The 17,394-nt window shown below is 37.6% G+C and carries 16 protein-coding genes; 9 read left to right on the plus strand and 7 right to left on the minus strand.

Features of this window, described 5'->3' with window-relative positions:
• The 3 genes from nifJ to PLA12_11265 all read right to left on the minus strand — a co-directional run.
• Positions 1-1,832, minus strand: a 1,832-nt coding sequence (gene nifJ / locus PLA12_11255) for a pyruvate:ferredoxin (flavodoxin) oxidoreductase (GenBank protein ID HOQ33075.1), incomplete at its 3' end; no start/stop codon positions are given.
• A gap of 271 nt (positions 1,833-2,103) precedes the next feature.
• The gene (locus PLA12_11260; protein ID HOQ33076.1) at positions 2,104-3,402 is read right to left on the minus strand and encodes a M28 family peptidase; all 1,299 of its coding nucleotides are present in this window, start codon (positions 3,400-3,402) and stop codon (positions 2,104-2,106) included.
• Between the two features lie 12 nt (positions 3,403-3,414).
• Positions 3,415-4,128, minus strand: coding sequence for a lysophospholipid acyltransferase family protein (locus tag PLA12_11265; protein ID HOQ33077.1), 714 nt, complete (start codon positions 4,126-4,128; stop codon positions 3,415-3,417).
• A 290-nt stretch (positions 4,129-4,418) separates the two neighbouring features.
• Here PLA12_11265 and PLA12_11270 point away from each other — a divergent pair, with 290 nt between their 5' ends.
• The 3 genes from PLA12_11270 to PLA12_11280 are packed head-to-tail and all read left to right on the plus strand — an operon-like array spanning position 4,419 to position 6,229.
• Positions 4,419-4,874 (plus strand): hypothetical protein, encoded by a 456-nt coding sequence (locus PLA12_11270; protein ID HOQ33078.1) that lies wholly within the window; start codon positions 4,419-4,421, stop codon positions 4,872-4,874.
• 21 nt (positions 4,875-4,895) lie between these two features.
• On the plus strand, positions 4,896-5,375 hold the full coding sequence (locus PLA12_11275) for a hypothetical protein (GenBank protein HOQ33079.1): 480 nt from the start codon (positions 4,896-4,898) through the stop codon (positions 5,373-5,375).
• Between the two features lie 14 nt (positions 5,376-5,389).
• Positions 5,390-6,229: an SDR family NAD(P)-dependent oxidoreductase gene (locus PLA12_11280; protein ID HOQ33080.1), complete on the plus strand. Its 840-nt coding sequence runs from the start codon at positions 5,390-5,392 to the stop codon at positions 6,227-6,229.
• A 28-nt stretch (positions 6,230-6,257) separates the two neighbouring features.
• On the opposite strand, the gene PLA12_11285 is transcribed toward PLA12_11280, so the two are convergent.
• Positions 6,258-7,070, minus strand: a complete 813-nt coding sequence (locus tag PLA12_11285) for a peptidylprolyl isomerase (GenBank protein HOQ33081.1) — start codon at positions 7,068-7,070, stop codon at positions 6,258-6,260.
• Between the two features lie 149 nt (positions 7,071-7,219).
• Here PLA12_11285 and PLA12_11290 point away from each other — a divergent pair, with 149 nt between their 5' ends.
• Genes PLA12_11290 through PLA12_11300 form a run of 3 tightly spaced genes read left to right on the plus strand, consistent with a single transcriptional unit; the run spans position 7,220 to position 10,185 of the window.
• Positions 7,220-7,825, plus strand: coding sequence for a hypothetical protein (locus PLA12_11290; GenBank protein HOQ33082.1), 606 nt, complete (start codon positions 7,220-7,222; stop codon positions 7,823-7,825).
• Positions 7,826-7,849: 24 nt separating this feature from the next.
• The gene (locus PLA12_11295) at positions 7,850-9,097 is read left to right on the plus strand and encodes a glycosyltransferase family 9 protein (protein ID HOQ33083.1); all 1,248 of its coding nucleotides are present in this window, start codon (positions 7,850-7,852) and stop codon (positions 9,095-9,097) included.
• The gene (locus tag PLA12_11300; protein HOQ33084.1) at positions 9,055-10,185 is read left to right on the plus strand and encodes a radical SAM protein; all 1,131 of its coding nucleotides are present in this window, start codon (positions 9,055-9,057) and stop codon (positions 10,183-10,185) included. Before PLA12_11295 ends, PLA12_11300 begins: the two co-directional genes overlap by 43 nt.
• Here PLA12_11300 and clpA read toward each other — a convergent pair.
• Both clpA and PLA12_11310 read right to left on the minus strand, forming a co-directional pair.
• Positions 10,148-12,427, minus strand: a complete 2,280-nt coding sequence (gene clpA / locus PLA12_11305) for an ATP-dependent Clp protease ATP-binding subunit ClpA (GenBank protein HOQ33085.1) — start codon at positions 12,425-12,427, stop codon at positions 10,148-10,150. The genes PLA12_11300 and clpA overlap by 38 nt on opposite strands.
• Before the next feature lie 66 nt (positions 12,428-12,493).
• Positions 12,494-12,802, minus strand: a complete 309-nt coding sequence (locus tag PLA12_11310; protein HOQ33086.1) for an ATP-dependent Clp protease adaptor ClpS — start codon at positions 12,800-12,802, stop codon at positions 12,494-12,496.
• Positions 12,803-12,932: 130 nt separating this feature from the next.
• On the opposite strand from PLA12_11310, the gene PLA12_11315 reads away from it, so the two are divergent.
• The 3 genes from PLA12_11315 to PLA12_11325 all read left to right on the plus strand — a co-directional run bounded on the left by PLA12_11315 (position 12,933) and on the right by PLA12_11325 (position 16,154).
• A complete protein-coding gene (locus PLA12_11315) occupies positions 12,933-13,229 on the plus strand; it encodes a hypothetical protein (protein HOQ33087.1) in 297 nt (98 codons plus the stop codon).
• A 3-nt stretch (positions 13,230-13,232) separates the two neighbouring features.
• On the plus strand, positions 13,233-14,687 hold the full coding sequence (locus tag PLA12_11320) for a sigma-54 dependent transcriptional regulator (GenBank protein ID HOQ33088.1): 1,455 nt from the start codon (positions 13,233-13,235) through the stop codon (positions 14,685-14,687).
• Between the two features lie 147 nt (positions 14,688-14,834).
• Entirely contained in the window at positions 14,835-16,154 is a 1,320-nt protein-coding gene (locus PLA12_11325; GenBank protein HOQ33089.1) for an alpha-L-fucosidase, read from the plus strand.
• 153 nt (positions 16,155-16,307) lie between these two features.
• On the opposite strand, the gene purD is transcribed toward PLA12_11325, so the two are convergent.
• Positions 16,308-17,394, minus strand: a 1,087-nt coding sequence (gene purD, locus PLA12_11330) for a phosphoribosylamine--glycine ligase (protein ID HOQ33090.1), incomplete at its 5' end; no start/stop codon positions are given.

Consider the following 17,394-nt stretch of genomic DNA (forward strand, 5'->3'; position numbering starts at 1 on the left):
TCTACAGCCTGCCAATTTTTCTGAACTATGGCTTCTCCGCGTTTCCCATAAGTTTTCTTTATAGAATCTTTAATGGCTTTTATAGCTTCTTCTCGAGGTAAAATTCCACTAATAGCAAAGAAGCAAGTCTGCATGATAGTGTTAATTCTTCCCCCCATTCCGGCTTCACGAGCAACTTTTACAGCATCAATTATATAAAACTTGATTTTCTTATCAATAATTCGTTTTTGTGTGGTTTTGGGCAAGTAATTCCATATTTCATCGGGACCATAAGGGCTATTTAGTAAGAAAATAGCGTTGTTTTCTGCCAGTTTCAATATATCGTATTTTTCTATAAAAGTGAACTGATGACAGGCTACAAAGTTTGCACGGGTAATGAGATAATTTGAATGGATTTCTTTGGGACCAAACCGCAAATGGGATACGGTCATGGAACCCGATTTTTTTGAGTCGTAAACGAAATACCCTTGAGCATAGTTTGGGGTATCTTCACCGATAATTTTGATAGAGTTTTTATTGGCTCCTACAGTTCCATCGGAACCTAATCCGTAGAATACAGCTCGAACGACACTGGGGTCTTCGGTTGAAAAATTGGGGTCGTAATCAATGCTTGTATGTGTCACATCGTCTTTGATTCCGACGGTAAAGTGATTTTTCGGTTTTTCTTTGGCTAATTCATCCAGAACACCTTTAATCATTGCCGGGGTGAATTCTTTGGAAGAAAGTCCATATCTACCCCCAATAATTCTGGGGATAATTTTAATTTCACCGTTTGTATATGCTTCATTAATTGCATTTACCACATCCAGATAAAGAGGTTCACCTGGAGCACCGGATTCTTTACAACGGTCTAATACGGCTATTTTATTTACGGATGTAGGAATAGCCTTAATAAGGGCTTTTGCATCGAATGGACGATAGAGACGAACTTTTATAGCACCGACTTTTTCTCCCTTATTTACGAGATAATCAATCGTTTCTGTAACTGCTTCACAGCCAGAGCCCATCAGAATCAATATCCGTTCTGCATCTGGAGCACCTATATAGTCGAAAAGGTGATACTGCCTACCTGTGATTTTTGCGAAACGGTCCATATACTCTTGAACAATTGCTGGACATGCTAAATAGTAAGGATTGCAGGTTTCTCTACCCTGGAAATACACATCTGGATTTTGAGCAGTCCCACGAATGACCGGTTTGTCAGGATTTAACGCTCTTTCCCGATGTGCTCGAACATATTCTTCATCTATCATGGCTCTTATGTCTTCATTGGTAAGCATTTCTATTTTCACAACTTCATGTGAAGTGCGGAAACCATCGAAGAAATGCAAAAAGGGAATTCTTGATTTCAGCGTTGCAGATTGGGCAATTAGAGCAAAGTCCATTGCTTCCTGCACAGAGGCAGAAGCCAGAAGAGCAAAACCCGTTGTGCGTGCCGCCATCACATCGGAATGGTCACCAAAAATGGAAAGGGCATGAATAGCAAGGGAACGGGCAGAAACATGAAACACAGTCGGAGTGAGTTCACCGGCAATTTTATACATATTAGGTAACATCAGCATCAAACCCTGTGAAGCAGTAAATGTGGTGGTAATGGCACCTGCCTGCAAGGACCCGTGAACAGCACCTGCGGCACCTGCTTCACTTTGCATTTCTACTACCTGCGGGACATTTCCCCACATATTTTTCCTGCCTTCTGCTGCCCATTGGTCCATAAATTCGCCCATAGGAGAAGAAGGGGTAATAGGATAAATTGCGGCGACATCATTTACCTGATAGGCAATGGTTGCTACCGCTTCGTTACCATCGAGTGTATGCATCGGTCTGTTCATAATTTTACTCCATTAAATCGGTTTTATACTAGAATTTTTCTAAAAACAAAAATCCCTCTTGCGGAGATTACTTTAATTTAAAAAGCACATTTTATATTATCTTACTTTCACATGAACAATTGCAATTTTAGAAGGAAAATTAGATTTGTAACATTAGAGAGATTACAAAATACTTTCGAATGAACAATTAAAAAGTGTCTTTAATAAATGGTTATAAAGGCAATTCTGACATATAAGGATATAAGGATATAAAGAATTGTTTTTAAAAATTTTATCCGACTGCTAATTCTTCTGATTTTTCTATTTGATGTTTTTTCTGAAGAACAGGAATGGCTCCTTTTTCCGGAAGTCCGTAAGTATCGTAATTTTTAACTGCCTGTATCAGGATAGTCAAGCCTGTAGATAATGTTTCCTCGTTTAGAGCATCTGCTGTATCATAGCGGGTGTGGTAATAATGGGCAGGACCAGGGTCCATAGCAACCAATCCGGAAGCAGGGATACCGGCACGAGTAAAAGCAGTAGCATCGGAGGAACCTAAAAACACTGTAATGGGTTTTAGTGTAAATCCACAATCCAAACCTGCTTGATATAACAGTGATATAGCCCCTGTATGGTGTGGTAATAAGCCGTTTAAATCGCGAACGATAACTCCTAACTCTGTAAAATCGCCTAAAGTATCAATTGCGAGCACAACGGTGGGCAGATTTTTTAGTTCCTCTTTATGCTTTTGAACAAAAGCCATAGCACCGCGTAAACCGGCTTCTTCACTGCCTGTTATCAAGCATACAATTTCGGTATTTTGAATTTCTAAGGGATGTTTTGAAAACCATTTTAATACTTCAACTGCGGTAACACTTCCGGTTAAATTATCATTAGCACCGGGAACTACTTGTGAAAATCTTATGAAAGAAACTGCTATCAAACCATATATAATCCCAAATACTATGGCTAATTTTCGTAGACTTTCCGGGATAAATGTTAATTCCTGTCCTTTGAAATGTTCATAAGAAAGAAGTAAGGATAGAAAGAGAAGAGCCAGCATACATATTATCAGAGATAGAACGGCGAGTTTTATATAGGGTTTCCCCCATTGATTGTATCTCATTTCATAGGCACTGTCTGCATGTCCACACAAAATAATTCGTTGGGTTATATTTTTGCTTGATGGTGTCCATCGAGCACAGACATTATTAGATTCTCTTTTAGGGAGAAAGGGGTCTAATAATTGTCGGTATTGTCCAAATTGGAACCAAATAATTGCAAGGGAAACAATTAATCCTAAAAATCCAATGTAGGGTTGATGAATAAGCACAGCAGAAGCAAAAAAAACAATGATACCTGTTACAGGGAAGAAGAAAAATAACCCCATTGGAGCTACAGTGAAAGGTTCGATAACCACTGAGTTAGCATGTTTGCTTAATTCTTCGGCTAAATATTCTTGTGTTTTATATTCACTTTCTGAACCGGGCTCACGGGGTCCGAATTTTTCTAAAATATTTTTTATCGTCTGGATAATTTCTTTAGCAATCTGGATACTTTCTCCCTTTGATATTATACTTTTATTCATCATTTTTTCTCTTCCCTATTGGATAGGTATAAAGTTTTTACGAACATTTTGCCAGAGTTGATTTGCCAATTCTTTTCGGTCGGTTCCATATATAGGTTGTTCTCCAAAAATCACGCGTGCTTTAAATCCCCGATAACCTAACAATCTTAGAAGATGGTAAGTAAAGGGTTCTGGTCTCCACCAAGCCACAAAATAACTTATTGGAGGTGTCCCATCTATTGCTTCATAGGTAATACTGGCATAATAAACTGGCATATGACATTCAACGGGTGCACTTAGAAGTGCCGGGCGAAAAGGCTGGACATCTTTTCCGCACGAAATTCGACTTTCTGCAAAGACCGCCACTCCATCTCCCATTTTCAAAGCATGTTTAATTTCTTCGTTTACCCTTTTGGTGTCCAATCGGTTGGAACGGTCAATAAAGATGATATAAAGTTTCTTAGCGACAAAACCGATAACAGGCCAATGTTCTACATCGCCACGGGCTACAAAAATACATTTCGTTGCATAATGAAGCAAAAGGGTATCTATATAGCTAATATGATTAGCCACTATAAAGCAGGGAACTTTAGGAACGGTGCCTTCAATATGAATTTCTATACCCGAGACTATGACAAAAATTCTTGCCCATGTGTGTAATAAATACCGTCGGATTTTTCGGTCTGTCTGTTCGGAGAAAAACGAAATGGGATAAACTAAACAGCGAAGAGAAAATAAGATAGGAGCCATAATAAAAAATAGGAACACTAACCTATATATGGCACGCAATTTAGAAGCGGATTTATGTAAATATTTGGCTTGCATATAACGGAAGTAAAGGGACAATAGATTTGTATTTTATAGGGTTCAAATATATAAAAAACAATTGTTAGAAGTTTAACAAAAAATTATATAAAAGACAAATGTTTATTTTCACGCTAATTCTATTTTACAATCTTATTGCGTTCTTAATATATAATATTACCTAAATTAATATATCCATAAAAACTTGAATTTTTAATTATGAGGAGAAGTAAATAGTGAATAAGAAAATATTAGGGATTTTCTTTTTAATTATTTTTCTTGTGGTTGGTGTTCCTTTTTTAGCTGTTGTAAAGAATATAATTGTTTTACAGATGGCAATGTCTTCGCAGGAAGAACCTGCACAACCTGGCAAGAAACCACCTCCTGCTCCTCCTTTATTGAATGAATCAAATTTAGTGGGAACAGCGTGGGTAGTAAAACATCCACAAATACCTGTAGCAGTAACAATAGCATTAAATTCAGGAGGACAGGCAATAGCTACAGTTCCACCGGAGTTTTCTGCACTTGCAATACAGATGATAGGAACTGACCGTCTGGCGGGGACATGGAGTGTTAACGGGGCTAAACTTATAGCCTCTGTTGATTTTAAGGGACAAAAACATACTGTTGAATGTGACATTATTGGTGATAAAATATATTATCAGGATAGAGAAATCCAACGGGCTAAATAATCTTTATACAGGAGAATTTTTATGAAACGGGGACTGGTTATTTTTTTTATCGTCCTCGCGATAATATTAGGGTTACCTTTTTTGGCAGGACTAAAAAATCAATTTTCAAGTAGTGTTCCACAAACCACTTCGGGGACAAAAACAGAAAATCCCGAAAGTCCAGCGAATTCTGCCCCTCCAGTCTCTACACCAGCAGTTCCACCCCCACAAGTACCTCAAATGCAATATCAAGTCCCTGTTGTTCCTCAGGGTCCACCAGATTTTACAGGCACAGCATGGAGCATCCCTACGCCTTATGGAGTAGTTCAGGTTAGTTTAAATCCGGGCGGACAGGCGGTTGCTTCTCATCCCATGGTAGGAACAATAACAGGGAATTGGCGAGTGCAAGGAAATAAAATTGTAGCGACTGTCTCTTTCATGGGACAAACCCAAACAGTCGCCGCAGATATTTGTGGCAATACACTTTGTTATAATGGACAACCTTTGCAGAGACTTCGCTAAAAAAGGAGTATTGTATGGCAGGTAGATTTGTTGACCAGGTTGTGCTTATTACAGGGGCTTCTTCTGGCATAGGGGAAGCAACGGCTTATGAATTTGCGAAAGAAGGAGCTAAAGTAGCATTAGTTGCTCGCAGAAAAGATAGACTTGAAAAGGTTAAAGAAACCATTATTCAAAATAAAGGAATTGCTGAATTCTTTGTCGCTGATGTTACAAATTATGAGGAATTAAAAAAAGCGGTAGAAGAAATCATTCGAACCTGGGGAAAATTGGATGTTGTATTAGCCAATGCTGGGATGGGAGTACCGGGACATATCCTGCAATTAAAAGCAGAGGATTTCCGTAGACAGTTTGAAACAAATTTCTTTGGTGTTATTAATACTATTGAACTAGCTCTGCCCTATCTTATTAAACAAAAAGGGCGGTTAGGCATTGTTGGAAGTGTAGCAGGAAGGGTTTTTACTCCCTTATCTGCACCATATTGCAGTAGCAAGTCTGCAATTGTTGCACTTTCGGAATGTATATATTATGACCTGAAACCTATGGGGGTATCTGTAACCTTAATTACCCCGGGGTTTGTCAAAAGTGAAATACGCCATAAAAATAAATATGGCGAATTGACTGACCGCCCTGACCCGGTTCCTTCATTTTTAGTAATGCCCACAGAGAAAGCGGCCCAACAAATTGTTTGTGCGTTATATCATCGGAAGCCAGAAATAATTATTACAAAGCATGGGAAACTTTCCATCTTCTTTGGAAGACATTTTCCCAGAACTTATCGTTTTTTATTAGGAATTCTTTCCCGAAAAAGTGTAAAAAGAATTCCATTACCGGTATATCCTGATGATAAGAAATAGAAATGAGCAATATTATCTAATATATAGACTATTTCACAAAATAAACCCGTTTAATATAATCCAAATCGGGGAACATGCGATTTAAATAATCGTTACCTTGCAATTTAATCATCATCTGGTCGGGTGTTTGTCCATATTTGGGATTAATTCGTTCTATTACATCCATTCCCTCAATAACACGGGCAAAGGGTGCAAAACCCATTGAATCTAATCGTGTATTGTCGTCCAAATTTATAAATAATTGCGTAGAGCGTGAATTAGCCATTGATGTTTTTGCAAAAGTAACGGTGCCTTTTAGGTTACTTGTTTTTACCGGGTCGTCCTTTATATTTTTTTCCCCGTATTTCATATTTAACTGTGGGTCACCTGCAATACCAAATTGAACCACAAAACCCGGAACCACACGGAAAAAACGGGCATTATCATAAAACTTAACTTTTAATAATTCGTAAAAATGTTCAACACCAATAGGAGCCCATTCTTTATGGCACTCTATAGTAAAGTTTCCGTTAGAACATTCAAAACGGACTTTGAAAATATCCGGGGCTTTTTCGGGCATTTTTTCTATGGGAATTTCTTCCGCATTGTTTGTGGGAGTTGCTATATTCTGATTTTCTGATGGTGTTGAATTTTGCATATCTTTTCCTGCTTCGGTTGGAGTTGTTTTTGTTTCTTCTTTTGCTACCTCTTCAATCTGTTTTAATTTTTTCAGGGCTTCTTCCGCTTTTTCCATTTGGGCTCGTGTTAAACGAGGCTGGGCAAAAAACCATGAGTAAACCCCGATGATGACAATACCCGCTATTAAGACAAGGGGGATAAGAAAAAATTTATTCTTTGCCATACAGTATCCTCTTTTCTCTCTTTGTAAATATTCTTTATTTTGTATATAGTAAAATAAGTAAGTTAGTATAAACAAATATATTCATGTTATACAATGGTAATATAAAACAATTATTTATGTTCATTCATTTCTGGATGGAGGAAATTTTTATGCGAACAATGATACTTTTAGCCGTTTTTTTAGCAACATTATCCTTCTGTTTCATTCATGCTGAAGCCCTTGAATTAACTTTGAGTGTTAGTGGGACGATGGATGAAATTATGAAAGTTCTGGATTGTTTAAAGCAATCTGGGTTGGGATTATCTACATCCCGAACGGACACAGACCCGTTCCGAGTGCATATATATAGTTCCAATGAACCTGTAAAAGAAGAGTTAAAAGAGAGTATTACTGTGGGTTTTACGGAAATAAAAACAGAACCTGAGAGTCCCATTGCAGGAACATCATTAAAATTATCTGCTAAAATCATCGACACTCTTGACATTGTAGATACTGTGTCTGTAAGTGTTTTTGGGACTTCTATTTCTTCCGATTTAAAGGATGATGGGCAAAATGGTGATGAAGTTGCGGGTGATGGAATCTGGACAGGAATTTTTAATATTCCTACAGATGTTATGGGTAATAAAACATTTATATTAACTGCCTTTGATGAAAAAGGAAAGATTATACAGTTGAAAATGGATGATGGTACTCTTAAACCTGTAATAGGAACTTATGAGTGTATTATACAATCCCCTGAAAAAAATCAGAATTAGACATTTATCAAAAGGAGCAGGGATTTGAAATCTGAAACTATACGATTTTTAGACCGCTGGGTGGGAATTTTGTTGTGTTTTTTGTTAACAATATTTCATAGGTTAGTCCATATTTTTAATTTATCTCCAACTAAAGTTCACAATCCTAAAAAGATTTTATTTGTTAAACTTATTGAACAGGGGGCTATGGTTCTGGCATGTCCTGCTCTTGAAAAAGCCAAAAAGTGGGTAGGTGAAAATAATGTATATGTTTGTGCCTTTAATAAGAATTGTTTTGTATTACCTATTTTAAGGGTATTACCTGAGGAAAATATTATAGAAATTGATACATCGCATTTTTGGACACTTCTTCGTGATGTAATAAAGTTCTTTTTTAAATGCCGTAAGTTAGGAATAGATACCGCTATTGATTGTGAGTTTTTTTCGAGAGGTTCTGCGATAGTTACCTATTTAAGTGGAGCAAAAGCACGAATAGGAATGCATGGGTTTTTAAACGATGCTCCCTATCGTGGAGATTTGATGACCCATAAAGTAAGTTATAATCCCTACATACACACAAGTTATATTTACCTTTTAATGGTTGAAGCGTTAAAAGAATATCCTGGTGAAATACCCTTGTTAAAGGTTCCCTTTTTACATGAGGATATAACTATTCCCCGTTATTTACCTGATAAAGAACGACTGGAAAAGTGGAAAAAATTGTTAGGAAAAGATAACGAAGCAAATCAAAATAAACCGTATATTATTTTTACTCCGAATACTCATGACCTGCTACGCGTTCGGAAATGGGATATAGAAAATTATTTAAAATTAGCCAGAAAATTGATTGAAAAATTTTCCAATATAACTTTTGTATTAACAGGATTTTTAGAAGAGCGAGAATCGTTAAATCGGTTTGAAAAGGAAATAGGAGGGAATTATTTCATAAACCTTGCAGGAAAAACAGATTTTGAAGATTTACTTACCCTTTATACTCTTTGTGATGTTTTAGTTACCAATGACAGCGGACCTGCCCATTTTGCAACAACTTCGGATATTGATATTGTAGTTTTATTTGGACCTGAAACCCCCGTTTTATTCTCTCCTGTAGGAGAACGGGTTCATATCCTTTATACAAACCTTGCATGCAGTCCCTGTTTAAATGCCTATAATTACCGCTTCTCATTTTGCGAGAATAATAAATGTTTAAAATCTATCTCCGTTGACACGGTATTTGAAGAAGTATATAAATGTATACAACAGAGAAAAAAGGAACCTCCTATTTTGAATTAAAAATGAATCTAATCACTCCTTTATATACAGGAATAAAGATATTAAATGTCTTATATAGCCGATGGCGCGGGATTATACCCTCTTATCTGCCTATTCTTATTGCTTTTGTAACATACCGTTGTAATCTCCGATGTATAATGTGTGGTCTTTGTGAATTACGGGAACATACGAATCCTGATGAATTAACAACGGAAGAATGGAAATCTGTAATACAATCGGCAAAAAAATTAGGGACTTTCATCATTTCAATATCGGGTGGGGAACCTCTATTAAGAAAAGACCTTGAAGAAATAATATGTTTTGCAGAGGGGAACAAAATATCCACACATTTATGCACCAATGGAACACTTATTGATAAAGATAGAGCCAAAACACTTCGAGAGTCCGGACTAAAAACAATTTCTTTTTCTCTGGATAGTGCCATTGAAGAAGTCCATGACGCTATTCGTGGTAAAGGACAGTATCAAAAAACGATTACGGGTATTCAAAACATTCGCTGTATTGCCCCTGAAATTCGCATTAGTATTAATACTGTCATTACGAAGACGAATTTCAGGAACATATCATCTCTTGTCCCACTTGCTAAAAAATTGGGGGCTGTTCAAATCAAATTTGCACCAATTCATTCTAATCTCCTACATCGTTTCAAAAACGAAAAGGCGTGGGAAGAATTATTTTTTAATGAAAAAGAACTGCAGGAACTTGATAACGAACTAACAAAAGCAAAAAATTTATGTAAAATAGAACGGATTTTAACTACTTCAGACCGTTTCTATAGTGGTATATCAAGAAGTTTTTTGGAACAAAATATTTTTACATGTTTTGCGGGTTTTCTGGATTGCACTGTGGCTCCGGATGGTAAAGTAGGGGCTTGTTGTGATATAGAAACTCCTTTATCTGTTCGAGAACAAGCTTTGGATAAGATATGGAAGTCAGCAGCATTCCATCCGGCAAGGCAAAAGGTGTGTCAATGTAAGAAATATTGTTGGGATACTACAAATACAGAGTTTAGTTTAAGATTAAACCCAAAAACTATGGTTTCCGAACTTCCTACGATGTTGAAAGAGGTTCTTTTTTATCTAAAATAGATGGGCTCTGGTTAAAATTAAAATTAATCCTATCATCTGGAGATATGTCAATATATACATATCCCCCCTGTTCTAATTTGCCGAACAATATTTCGTCAGCAAGAGGTGTTTCAATCTCTTTCTGAATAAGGCGTGCTAAGGGTCTTGCCCCTAATCGGGTATCATAACCTTTTTCAGCCAACCATTTACGGGCATTGGGACTTAATTCCAGAGCCACTTGTTTCTCTATGAGTTGAGATTTAATACGATTAATAAACTTATCTACAATCATTTTCATTACTTCAATGTTTAGAGGGCTAAAGGAAACGATAGCATCCAATCGGTTACGAAATTCTGGAGACATTGTTTGTTCAATAGCTTTTATACTTTTTCGTTCTGCATCATTTTGAGACATTGTAAAACCGATGGATTGGGAATATAGTTCACGGGCACCTGCATTGGAGGTCATAATCAGGATTACATTTCGAAAATCTGCTCTCTTCCCCATATTATCGGTTAAGGTGGCTTCATCCATAACTTGAAGTAATATATTAAACAAATCAGGATGCGCTTTTTCGATTTCATCCAGTAGAAGCACTGTATAGGGATGTCTGCGTATTTCATCAACAAGAATACCGCCCTGTTCAAATCCTATATATCCCGGTGGAGCACCGATTAAGCGGGCTACGGCATGTTTCTCCATATACTCACTCATATCATATCTTGCGAAATGATTACCTAAAATAAAAGCAAGTTGTCTGGCAACCTCTGTTTTTCCAACGCCTGTGGGTCCTGTAAATAGGAAACACCCAATAGGACGGTTGGGTTTTCCTAATCCGGCACGGGAACGGCGAATGGCTTTAACTACCATTTCTATGGCTTCGTCCTGTCCGAAAACAACAGACTTCAATTCTTCTTCAAGGTTTTTAAGCTTTTCGCGGTCTGCGGAATTGACAGTGCGTAATGGAATTTGTGCCATATCGGCAATAGTTCGTTCAATATCTTTGACATCTACTGTTATAGGAGATTCCTTAGCTTCGATACGAACCATAGCAGCGGACTCATCCAGAACATCTACTGCTTTATCGGGCAGGAAACGGTCGTTTAAATACTTTGCGGACAGGTCAACGGAGGCGACCAACGCTTCATCTGTAAATTCCACTTTATGGTGTTGTTCATAATGTCCTTTTAATCCACGGACAATCTGAATACATTCTTCTATTGTAGGTTCGTTAACATCAATTTTCTGGAATCGTCTTGAAAGTGCTCTGTCTTTTTCGAAATGATTTTTAAATTCTTCATAAGTCGTTGCTCCGATACAATGCAATTCCCCACTAGCTAAAAAGGGCTTTAATATGGAAGCGGCATCAATACTGGATTCTGTTGTGCTACCGGCACCTACTAAAGTATGAATTTCATCAAAGTAAAGTATTGCATTTTTCTTTTTTAATACCTCATTGATTAATGACTTTATCCTTTGTTCAAAATCACCACGATATTTCGTTCCCGCAAGCATACCTGGTAAATCTACCATGTATAATTCTACATCTTTCATGGAATCAGGGACTTTACCATCGGCTATTCGCTGGGCTAATCCTTCAACAATGGCTGTTTTCCCTACGCCAGGTTCACCTACAAAAATAGGATTGTTTTTTCTTCTTCTACAAAGAACGCGAATAGCCCTTTGAATTTCCTTTTCCCGACCTATTACTGGGTCTATTTTCCCTTTTCTCGCTTTCTGGACAAGATTAACAGTAAAACTTTCCAGGATACTATTTGTTTTTCTGTCTCTTTCGCGTTCTCTACTGACATCGGGTTCTTGTTCATAACGCTCGTAACGGTTGGCATGTGAAATATATTCTAAAATTTCCAGACGGGTAACACCTTCTTGATACAGAAAATATGCGGAATGAGAATCTTCTTCCTCAAATAATGCAGCGAGAATATCACCGGCATCTACTTCAGACTTGCTTGAATTTTGGACATGATATACGGCACGCTGGATTAATCGGTCAAAAGCAGGGGTTTGCTGAAGGTTTAATTCCACACTTTTGGGGACTTTTGAGATATATTCATCGAAGAAAGTATTCAATTTCTTACGCAACCGTTCAATATTACATCCACAATATTGAAGTATTTCTTTGCCATAAGGGTCGTCCAATAAAACATAAAGCAAGTGTTCCGGGCATAAGTACTCATGCCTTCTTTTTCTTGCTTCTTTTAGAGCATTTCCAATGGCTTTTTGAATTTCTTTACTTAACATATACGAAGCCTTTTTATAGTATTAACGATTGTAAGTTTATATATAATAACAATATTTTCATAAAAATTATTCAGGGCTGATAGAACATTTTAATGGGAAACCGTTTTCCCTTGCTATTTGATGAACCACTTCTACCTTTGCTTCGGCAACAGAACGAATATAAATACCCGCTACGCCAATTCCTTCGCGATGAACTTTTAACATTATACGGACAGCCTCATCATGGGATTTGTTGAAAATATTTCTTAATATGTAAACAACAAATTCCATCGTCGTATAATGGTCATTATGCAATAGAACCCGATAAAGTCTCGGAAGTTCTATTGTATTTTCATCTTTAACTTGTTTTTCTTGTTCTGTCCCCGCTGAAGACATTTCTTAACCTCTATGCTTTATATTATAATTATACAATAATCCAGAATTAGACACATAAAAGCAAAAAAACTTGACAAACTATATTTAAAAGTAATATTTTAATTAAAATTGATTTTGAGGATTTTTTTCAATGAAAAGTTGCTATAGATGTGGGAATCCTTGGGAAAGTATTACGAAAAAGCAGCCGGGGGTAAAGGAGACATGTCCGAAATGTAATGCATACTTGCATTGTTGCAATAATTGTAGATGGTATACACCGGGGAAACCCAATAACTGTATGATACCGAATACAGAATATGTAGCAGACCGAGAAGGACCGAATTTTTGTGATGAATTTGAGATGAAAGAAGGAAATCTGGATACATCATGGGAAGAACAAAAGAACAAAGCAAAAAAAGAATTTGAAAAACTTTTTGGAAATGGATAATATATGGAAAATACAATTTGTTCAGCACCAACAGAAAAGGAATCGTTTGAAATTATGTCATCAAACACACAGGAGAAAGAAGCCATTATTCACATTCTCATTGTAGATGACCGGGAAAACATGAGAAATTTGCTTTCTCAGACTTTCCTGGAAATGGGCTTCAAGGTCAGTGTCGCTTCTACGGGTGAGGAAGCCATAGATAAAATAACCCGTCATTTATTTCACATTGTAATTACAGACCTGAGTATGCCTGGAAAATCCGGTATGGATGTCCTGCGTTATGTTAAAAGTGTATCACCGGAAACCGAGGTAATTATTATCACGGCTTATGGGACTATTGAAATCGCTGTGGAAGCGATGCGATTAGGGGCACATGATTTTATTACCAAACCGTTCCAATTAGCTGTTTTACAAAATAAAATTTCGAAGTTGGCAAAACAAATACAAATAAAAAATACGAATAGAGCCCAGACATGGATACATCCTTCTGTTCAACATTTAGTAGGAGAAAGTGCTCAAACAAGGCAATTGCGTCAAATTATTGCACGAGTTGCACCTACAAAGAGTTCGGTTTTAATAACAGGCCCCAGTGGTGTAGGGAAAGAACTTGTAGCAAGGGCATTGCATGAAGCAAGTCCACGACGGGATGAACCTTTTATTGCATTGAATTGTGCGTCATTGGCTCCTACCTTGCTGGAAAGTGAATTATTTGGACATGAGAAAGGAGCCTTTACAGGGGCAACTTCGAGAAGGGAAGGACGGTTCGAACGGGCACATAAGGGAACTCTGTTTCTTGACGAAGTGGGTGAAATAGACCCCAGTGTTCAGGTAAAGTTATTGCGTGTGCTTCAGGATGGAGAGTTTGAGCGTGTAGGAGGGACAGAAACCATTAAGGTGGATGTCCGTATAGTGGCTGCAACAAATCGAGATTTAAGACAGGCTATAGTTCAGGGAACATTTCGGGAAGATTTTTATTATCGCCTGAATGTATTTTCCATATATGTTCCGCCGTTAAAGGAAAGACCCGATGATATTCCTGCTTTGGTAGAACATTTTTTGAATAAGTTCAGTATGGAGTTAAGGAAAGAAGTATATGAGGTAGATGATGAAGTTCTTGATTTGTTCTTACGATATCCCTGGCCCGGGAATATCCGTGAATTGGAAAATATTATGGAACGGGCTATCGTTTTAGCAACAGGACCTCAGGTAACAATCAATGAGATGCCTTTTGAATTGCAAAACTATATAGAAAAGAACTTACAGGTAGAATCTGAAAATAAAGATTTGCAGCAGGGGAAGGAAGATTTATCTCTGGAACAACATACAGAACGGTTAGAAAGGGAACTGATACTTAAAGCGTTAGAAAAATTCCATTGGAATAAAACTCGAGCAGCGGAATTGTTGGGGATTAAACGAACCACTCTCCAATATAGAATTAAAAGACTTGGATTGGAGTAAAGGTTTTATTTCTGTAAAATAGGCAATCTTGTTTATATACATTGAAATAGATAGGGAGAGTTCTTTTAACAAGGATAATTTCATAAGCAGAGATATATAACATAATTTGTGTTATTATAAAATTTGTTAAAAAGAAGGGAAATATCTATGAACCTATTGTTTATTCTTTTATGCCTAGGTATATATACAGGATATGAACCTATATGGGAGTCATTAGACCAGAGACCTAATCCGCAATGGTTTGAAGATGCAAAGTTTGGCATTTTTATTCATTGGGGAGTATACTCTGTGCCCTCATGGGGACCCAAAGACCAATATGCGGAGTGGTATTGGTATTACATGGAGGATAAAAATAGCGAGACATGGAAATTTCATAAAGAAAAGTATGGTGAAAAATTTAAATATCAGGACTTTGCTCCTATGTTTAAGGCAGAATTGTTCGACCCGGACCAATGGGCGGATATATTGAAACGGTCGGGGGCAAAGTATGTGGTGCTTACTTCAAAACATGTAGAGGGTTTCTGTCTCTGGCCTGCACCGCATAGTTGGAATTGGAATTCTGTGGATGTAGGACCCCATCGAGACTTAGCAGGTGATTTGATAACCGCAGTAAGGAAAGTGGGGTTGAAAATGGGGTTTTATTACTGCATGTATGAATGGTTTAATCCACTATATAATACAGATGTTAATAAATATGTAGATGAATATATGCTACCGCAGATGAAGGACTTGATTATCCGTTACAAACCGGATGTGTTCTGGCCTGATGGTGAATGGGACCATCCAAGTTCGGTATGGCGTAGTACGGAGTTCCTGAGCTGGTTATTTAATGAATCGCCTGCACCAAAGGATATTGCCATAAACGACCGTTGGGGTAAGGAATGTCGGAATATTCATGGTGGTTTTGCCACGCCCGAATATGGAAATATCCCTGAAGGACATTTGATTAAACAGGGTAGGTTTGAAGAGTGTCAGGGTATGGGCAAATCATTTGGTTTAAATAGAAATGAAGATACGGATTGCTATCGTAGCACAACGGAGTTGCTTCACCTGCTAATAGACAATGTGTCGCGAGGAGGCAATCTCTTATTAGATATAGGTCCTTCTGCAGATGGACGAATTCCGGAGATAATGCAGGAACGATTATTGGAGATGGGTAAATGGTTAGAAGTTAATGGTGATGCCATCTATGGAACGGATGTGTGGAAAGATGCTCCCAAAATAGAAGATTTTCGTTTTACTCGTAAAGGGAATACTATTTATGCCATTGCTCTGAAATGGCCCTCTGAAAAATGGTCAATTCCTAAATCCAATGAATTTCAAACAATACCTCATGTTACTTTGTTAGGCACTGATATAGTAATCCCTGTTGAGAATGGTAATGATATGTGGATAATGACAACTCCATATGTTTCGCCTGCACAAATTCTCTGCCAGCACGCCTGGGTTTTCAAATTTACATTTTAAATCTTTCCCCCATTCAGTGAAACACTAAATATTGCGTATCCATCTACAAATATCACAGGATTTTTGTTTGTAGGTTTCTAATCACAAATTATTACGAATGAAAAAGATTTTTACTTTAGAGAATGTAATACAGCAAAAGATTTCTTTCTTTTGTTATTTCAGTTTGGCAATTCCTTTTTGGGCGATGTCTTTGCGGTAGTGCATACCTTCAAAGTGGATTTTTTGAATAGCATTGTAAACACGCTGAACAGCGGATATAAGGTCTTTGTCCCAACCCGTAACATTGATTACACGACCGCCGTTTGTGTATAGTTTTCCATCTTGTTCTGCCGTACCTGCGTGAAATACAACTATATTGGGGTCTTTTTCTGCTTCTGGAATACCTGTAATTTCTTTACCTTTTTCATAACTACCGGGATAGCCCTTACTTGTTAGAGCTACAGTAACACAAGCATAGGGAGAATATTCAATAGAGTATTTATTTAGAGTTTCTTCGACAACAGCCCAGAAAAGAGGAACTATATCGGATTCCATGCGGGGTAGTATTGCTTGAGTTTCCGGGTCACCGAATCGGACATTGAACTCAATTACATAGGGATTTTGTTTCGGGTCTATCATTAATCCGGCATATAAAATACCTTTGAACGGGGTATTTTTGTTGGCCATCGTTTTGATAGTGGGTTTTAATATTCTTTTTAATATTTTACTTTCAACCTCTGTTGTAACCACAGGTGCTGGTGAATAGGCACCCATACCGCCTGTATTGGGACCTTTATCATCATCGAATACGGGTTTGTGGTCCTGACTGCTTGTAAGTGGGAGGACATGTTTCCCATCGGAGAAGGCAAGTATACTGGCTTCTTCCCCAGATAGGAATTGTTCGATAACTACTTTTTCGCCTGCAGAACCGAAAACTTTTTTGCTCATAGATAGTTCAATGGCTTGAAATGCGGTATCTTCATCGTGGGCTACAGTTACGCCTTTTCCTGCAGCAAGACCATCGGCTTTTATCACAACAGGCACACCATGAGCACGGACATATTCCTTTGCAGAATCTTCATCCGTAAAGATTGCATATTCCGCAGTTGGTATATTGGCTTTTCGCATTAATTCTTTTGCGAAAGATTTACTGGCTTCCAATTGGGCAGATTTTGCCGAGGGACCAAATACAGTGATATTTTCCGTTTCTAAGTAATCAGCAATCCCTAAAGCAAGAGGTTCTTCGGGACCGACAACAACC

Source organism: Candidatus Hydrogenedens sp., from assembly GCA_035378955.1.
GTDB lineage: Bacteria > Hydrogenedentota > Hydrogenedentia > Hydrogenedentales > Hydrogenedentaceae > Hydrogenedens.

Bases quoted from the DNA above. Each gene is read 5' to 3' on its own strand.
- PLA12_11310 (HOQ33086.1), bottom strand. From the start codon at position 12,802: ATGTCTTCAGCGGGGACAGAACAAGAAAAACAAGTTAAAGATGAAAAT.
- PLA12_11290 (HOQ33082.1), top strand. From the start codon at position 7,220: ATGCGAACAATGATACTTTTAGCCGTTTTTTTAGCAACATTATCCTTC.
- PLA12_11320 (HOQ33088.1), top strand. From the start codon at position 13,233: ATGGAAAATACAATTTGTTCAGCACCAACAGAAAAGGAATCGTTTGAA.
- PLA12_11265 (HOQ33077.1), bottom strand. From the start codon at position 4,128: ATGGCTCCTATCTTATTTTCTCTTCGCTGTTTAGTTTATCCCATTTCG.
- PLA12_11285 (HOQ33081.1), bottom strand. From the start codon at position 7,070: ATGGCAAAGAATAAATTTTTTCTTATCCCCCTTGTCTTAATAGCGGGT.
- PLA12_11325 (HOQ33089.1), top strand. From the start codon at position 14,835: ATGAACCTATTGTTTATTCTTTTATGCCTAGGTATATATACAGGATAT.
- PLA12_11315 (HOQ33087.1), top strand. From the start codon at position 12,933: ATGAAAAGTTGCTATAGATGTGGGAATCCTTGGGAAAGTATTACGAAA.
- clpA (HOQ33085.1), bottom strand. From the start codon at position 12,427: ATGTTAAGTAAAGAAATTCAAAAAGCCATTGGAAATGCTCTAAAAGAA.
- PLA12_11280 (HOQ33080.1), top strand. From the start codon at position 5,390: ATGGCAGGTAGATTTGTTGACCAGGTTGTGCTTATTACAGGGGCTTCT.
- PLA12_11275 (HOQ33079.1), top strand. From the start codon at position 4,896: ATGAAACGGGGACTGGTTATTTTTTTTATCGTCCTCGCGATAATATTA.
- PLA12_11260 (HOQ33076.1), bottom strand. From the start codon at position 3,402: ATGATGAATAAAAGTATAATATCAAAGGGAGAAAGTATCCAGATTGCT.
- PLA12_11300 (HOQ33084.1), top strand. From the start codon at position 9,055: ATGTATACAACAGAGAAAAAAGGAACCTCCTATTTTGAATTAAAAATG.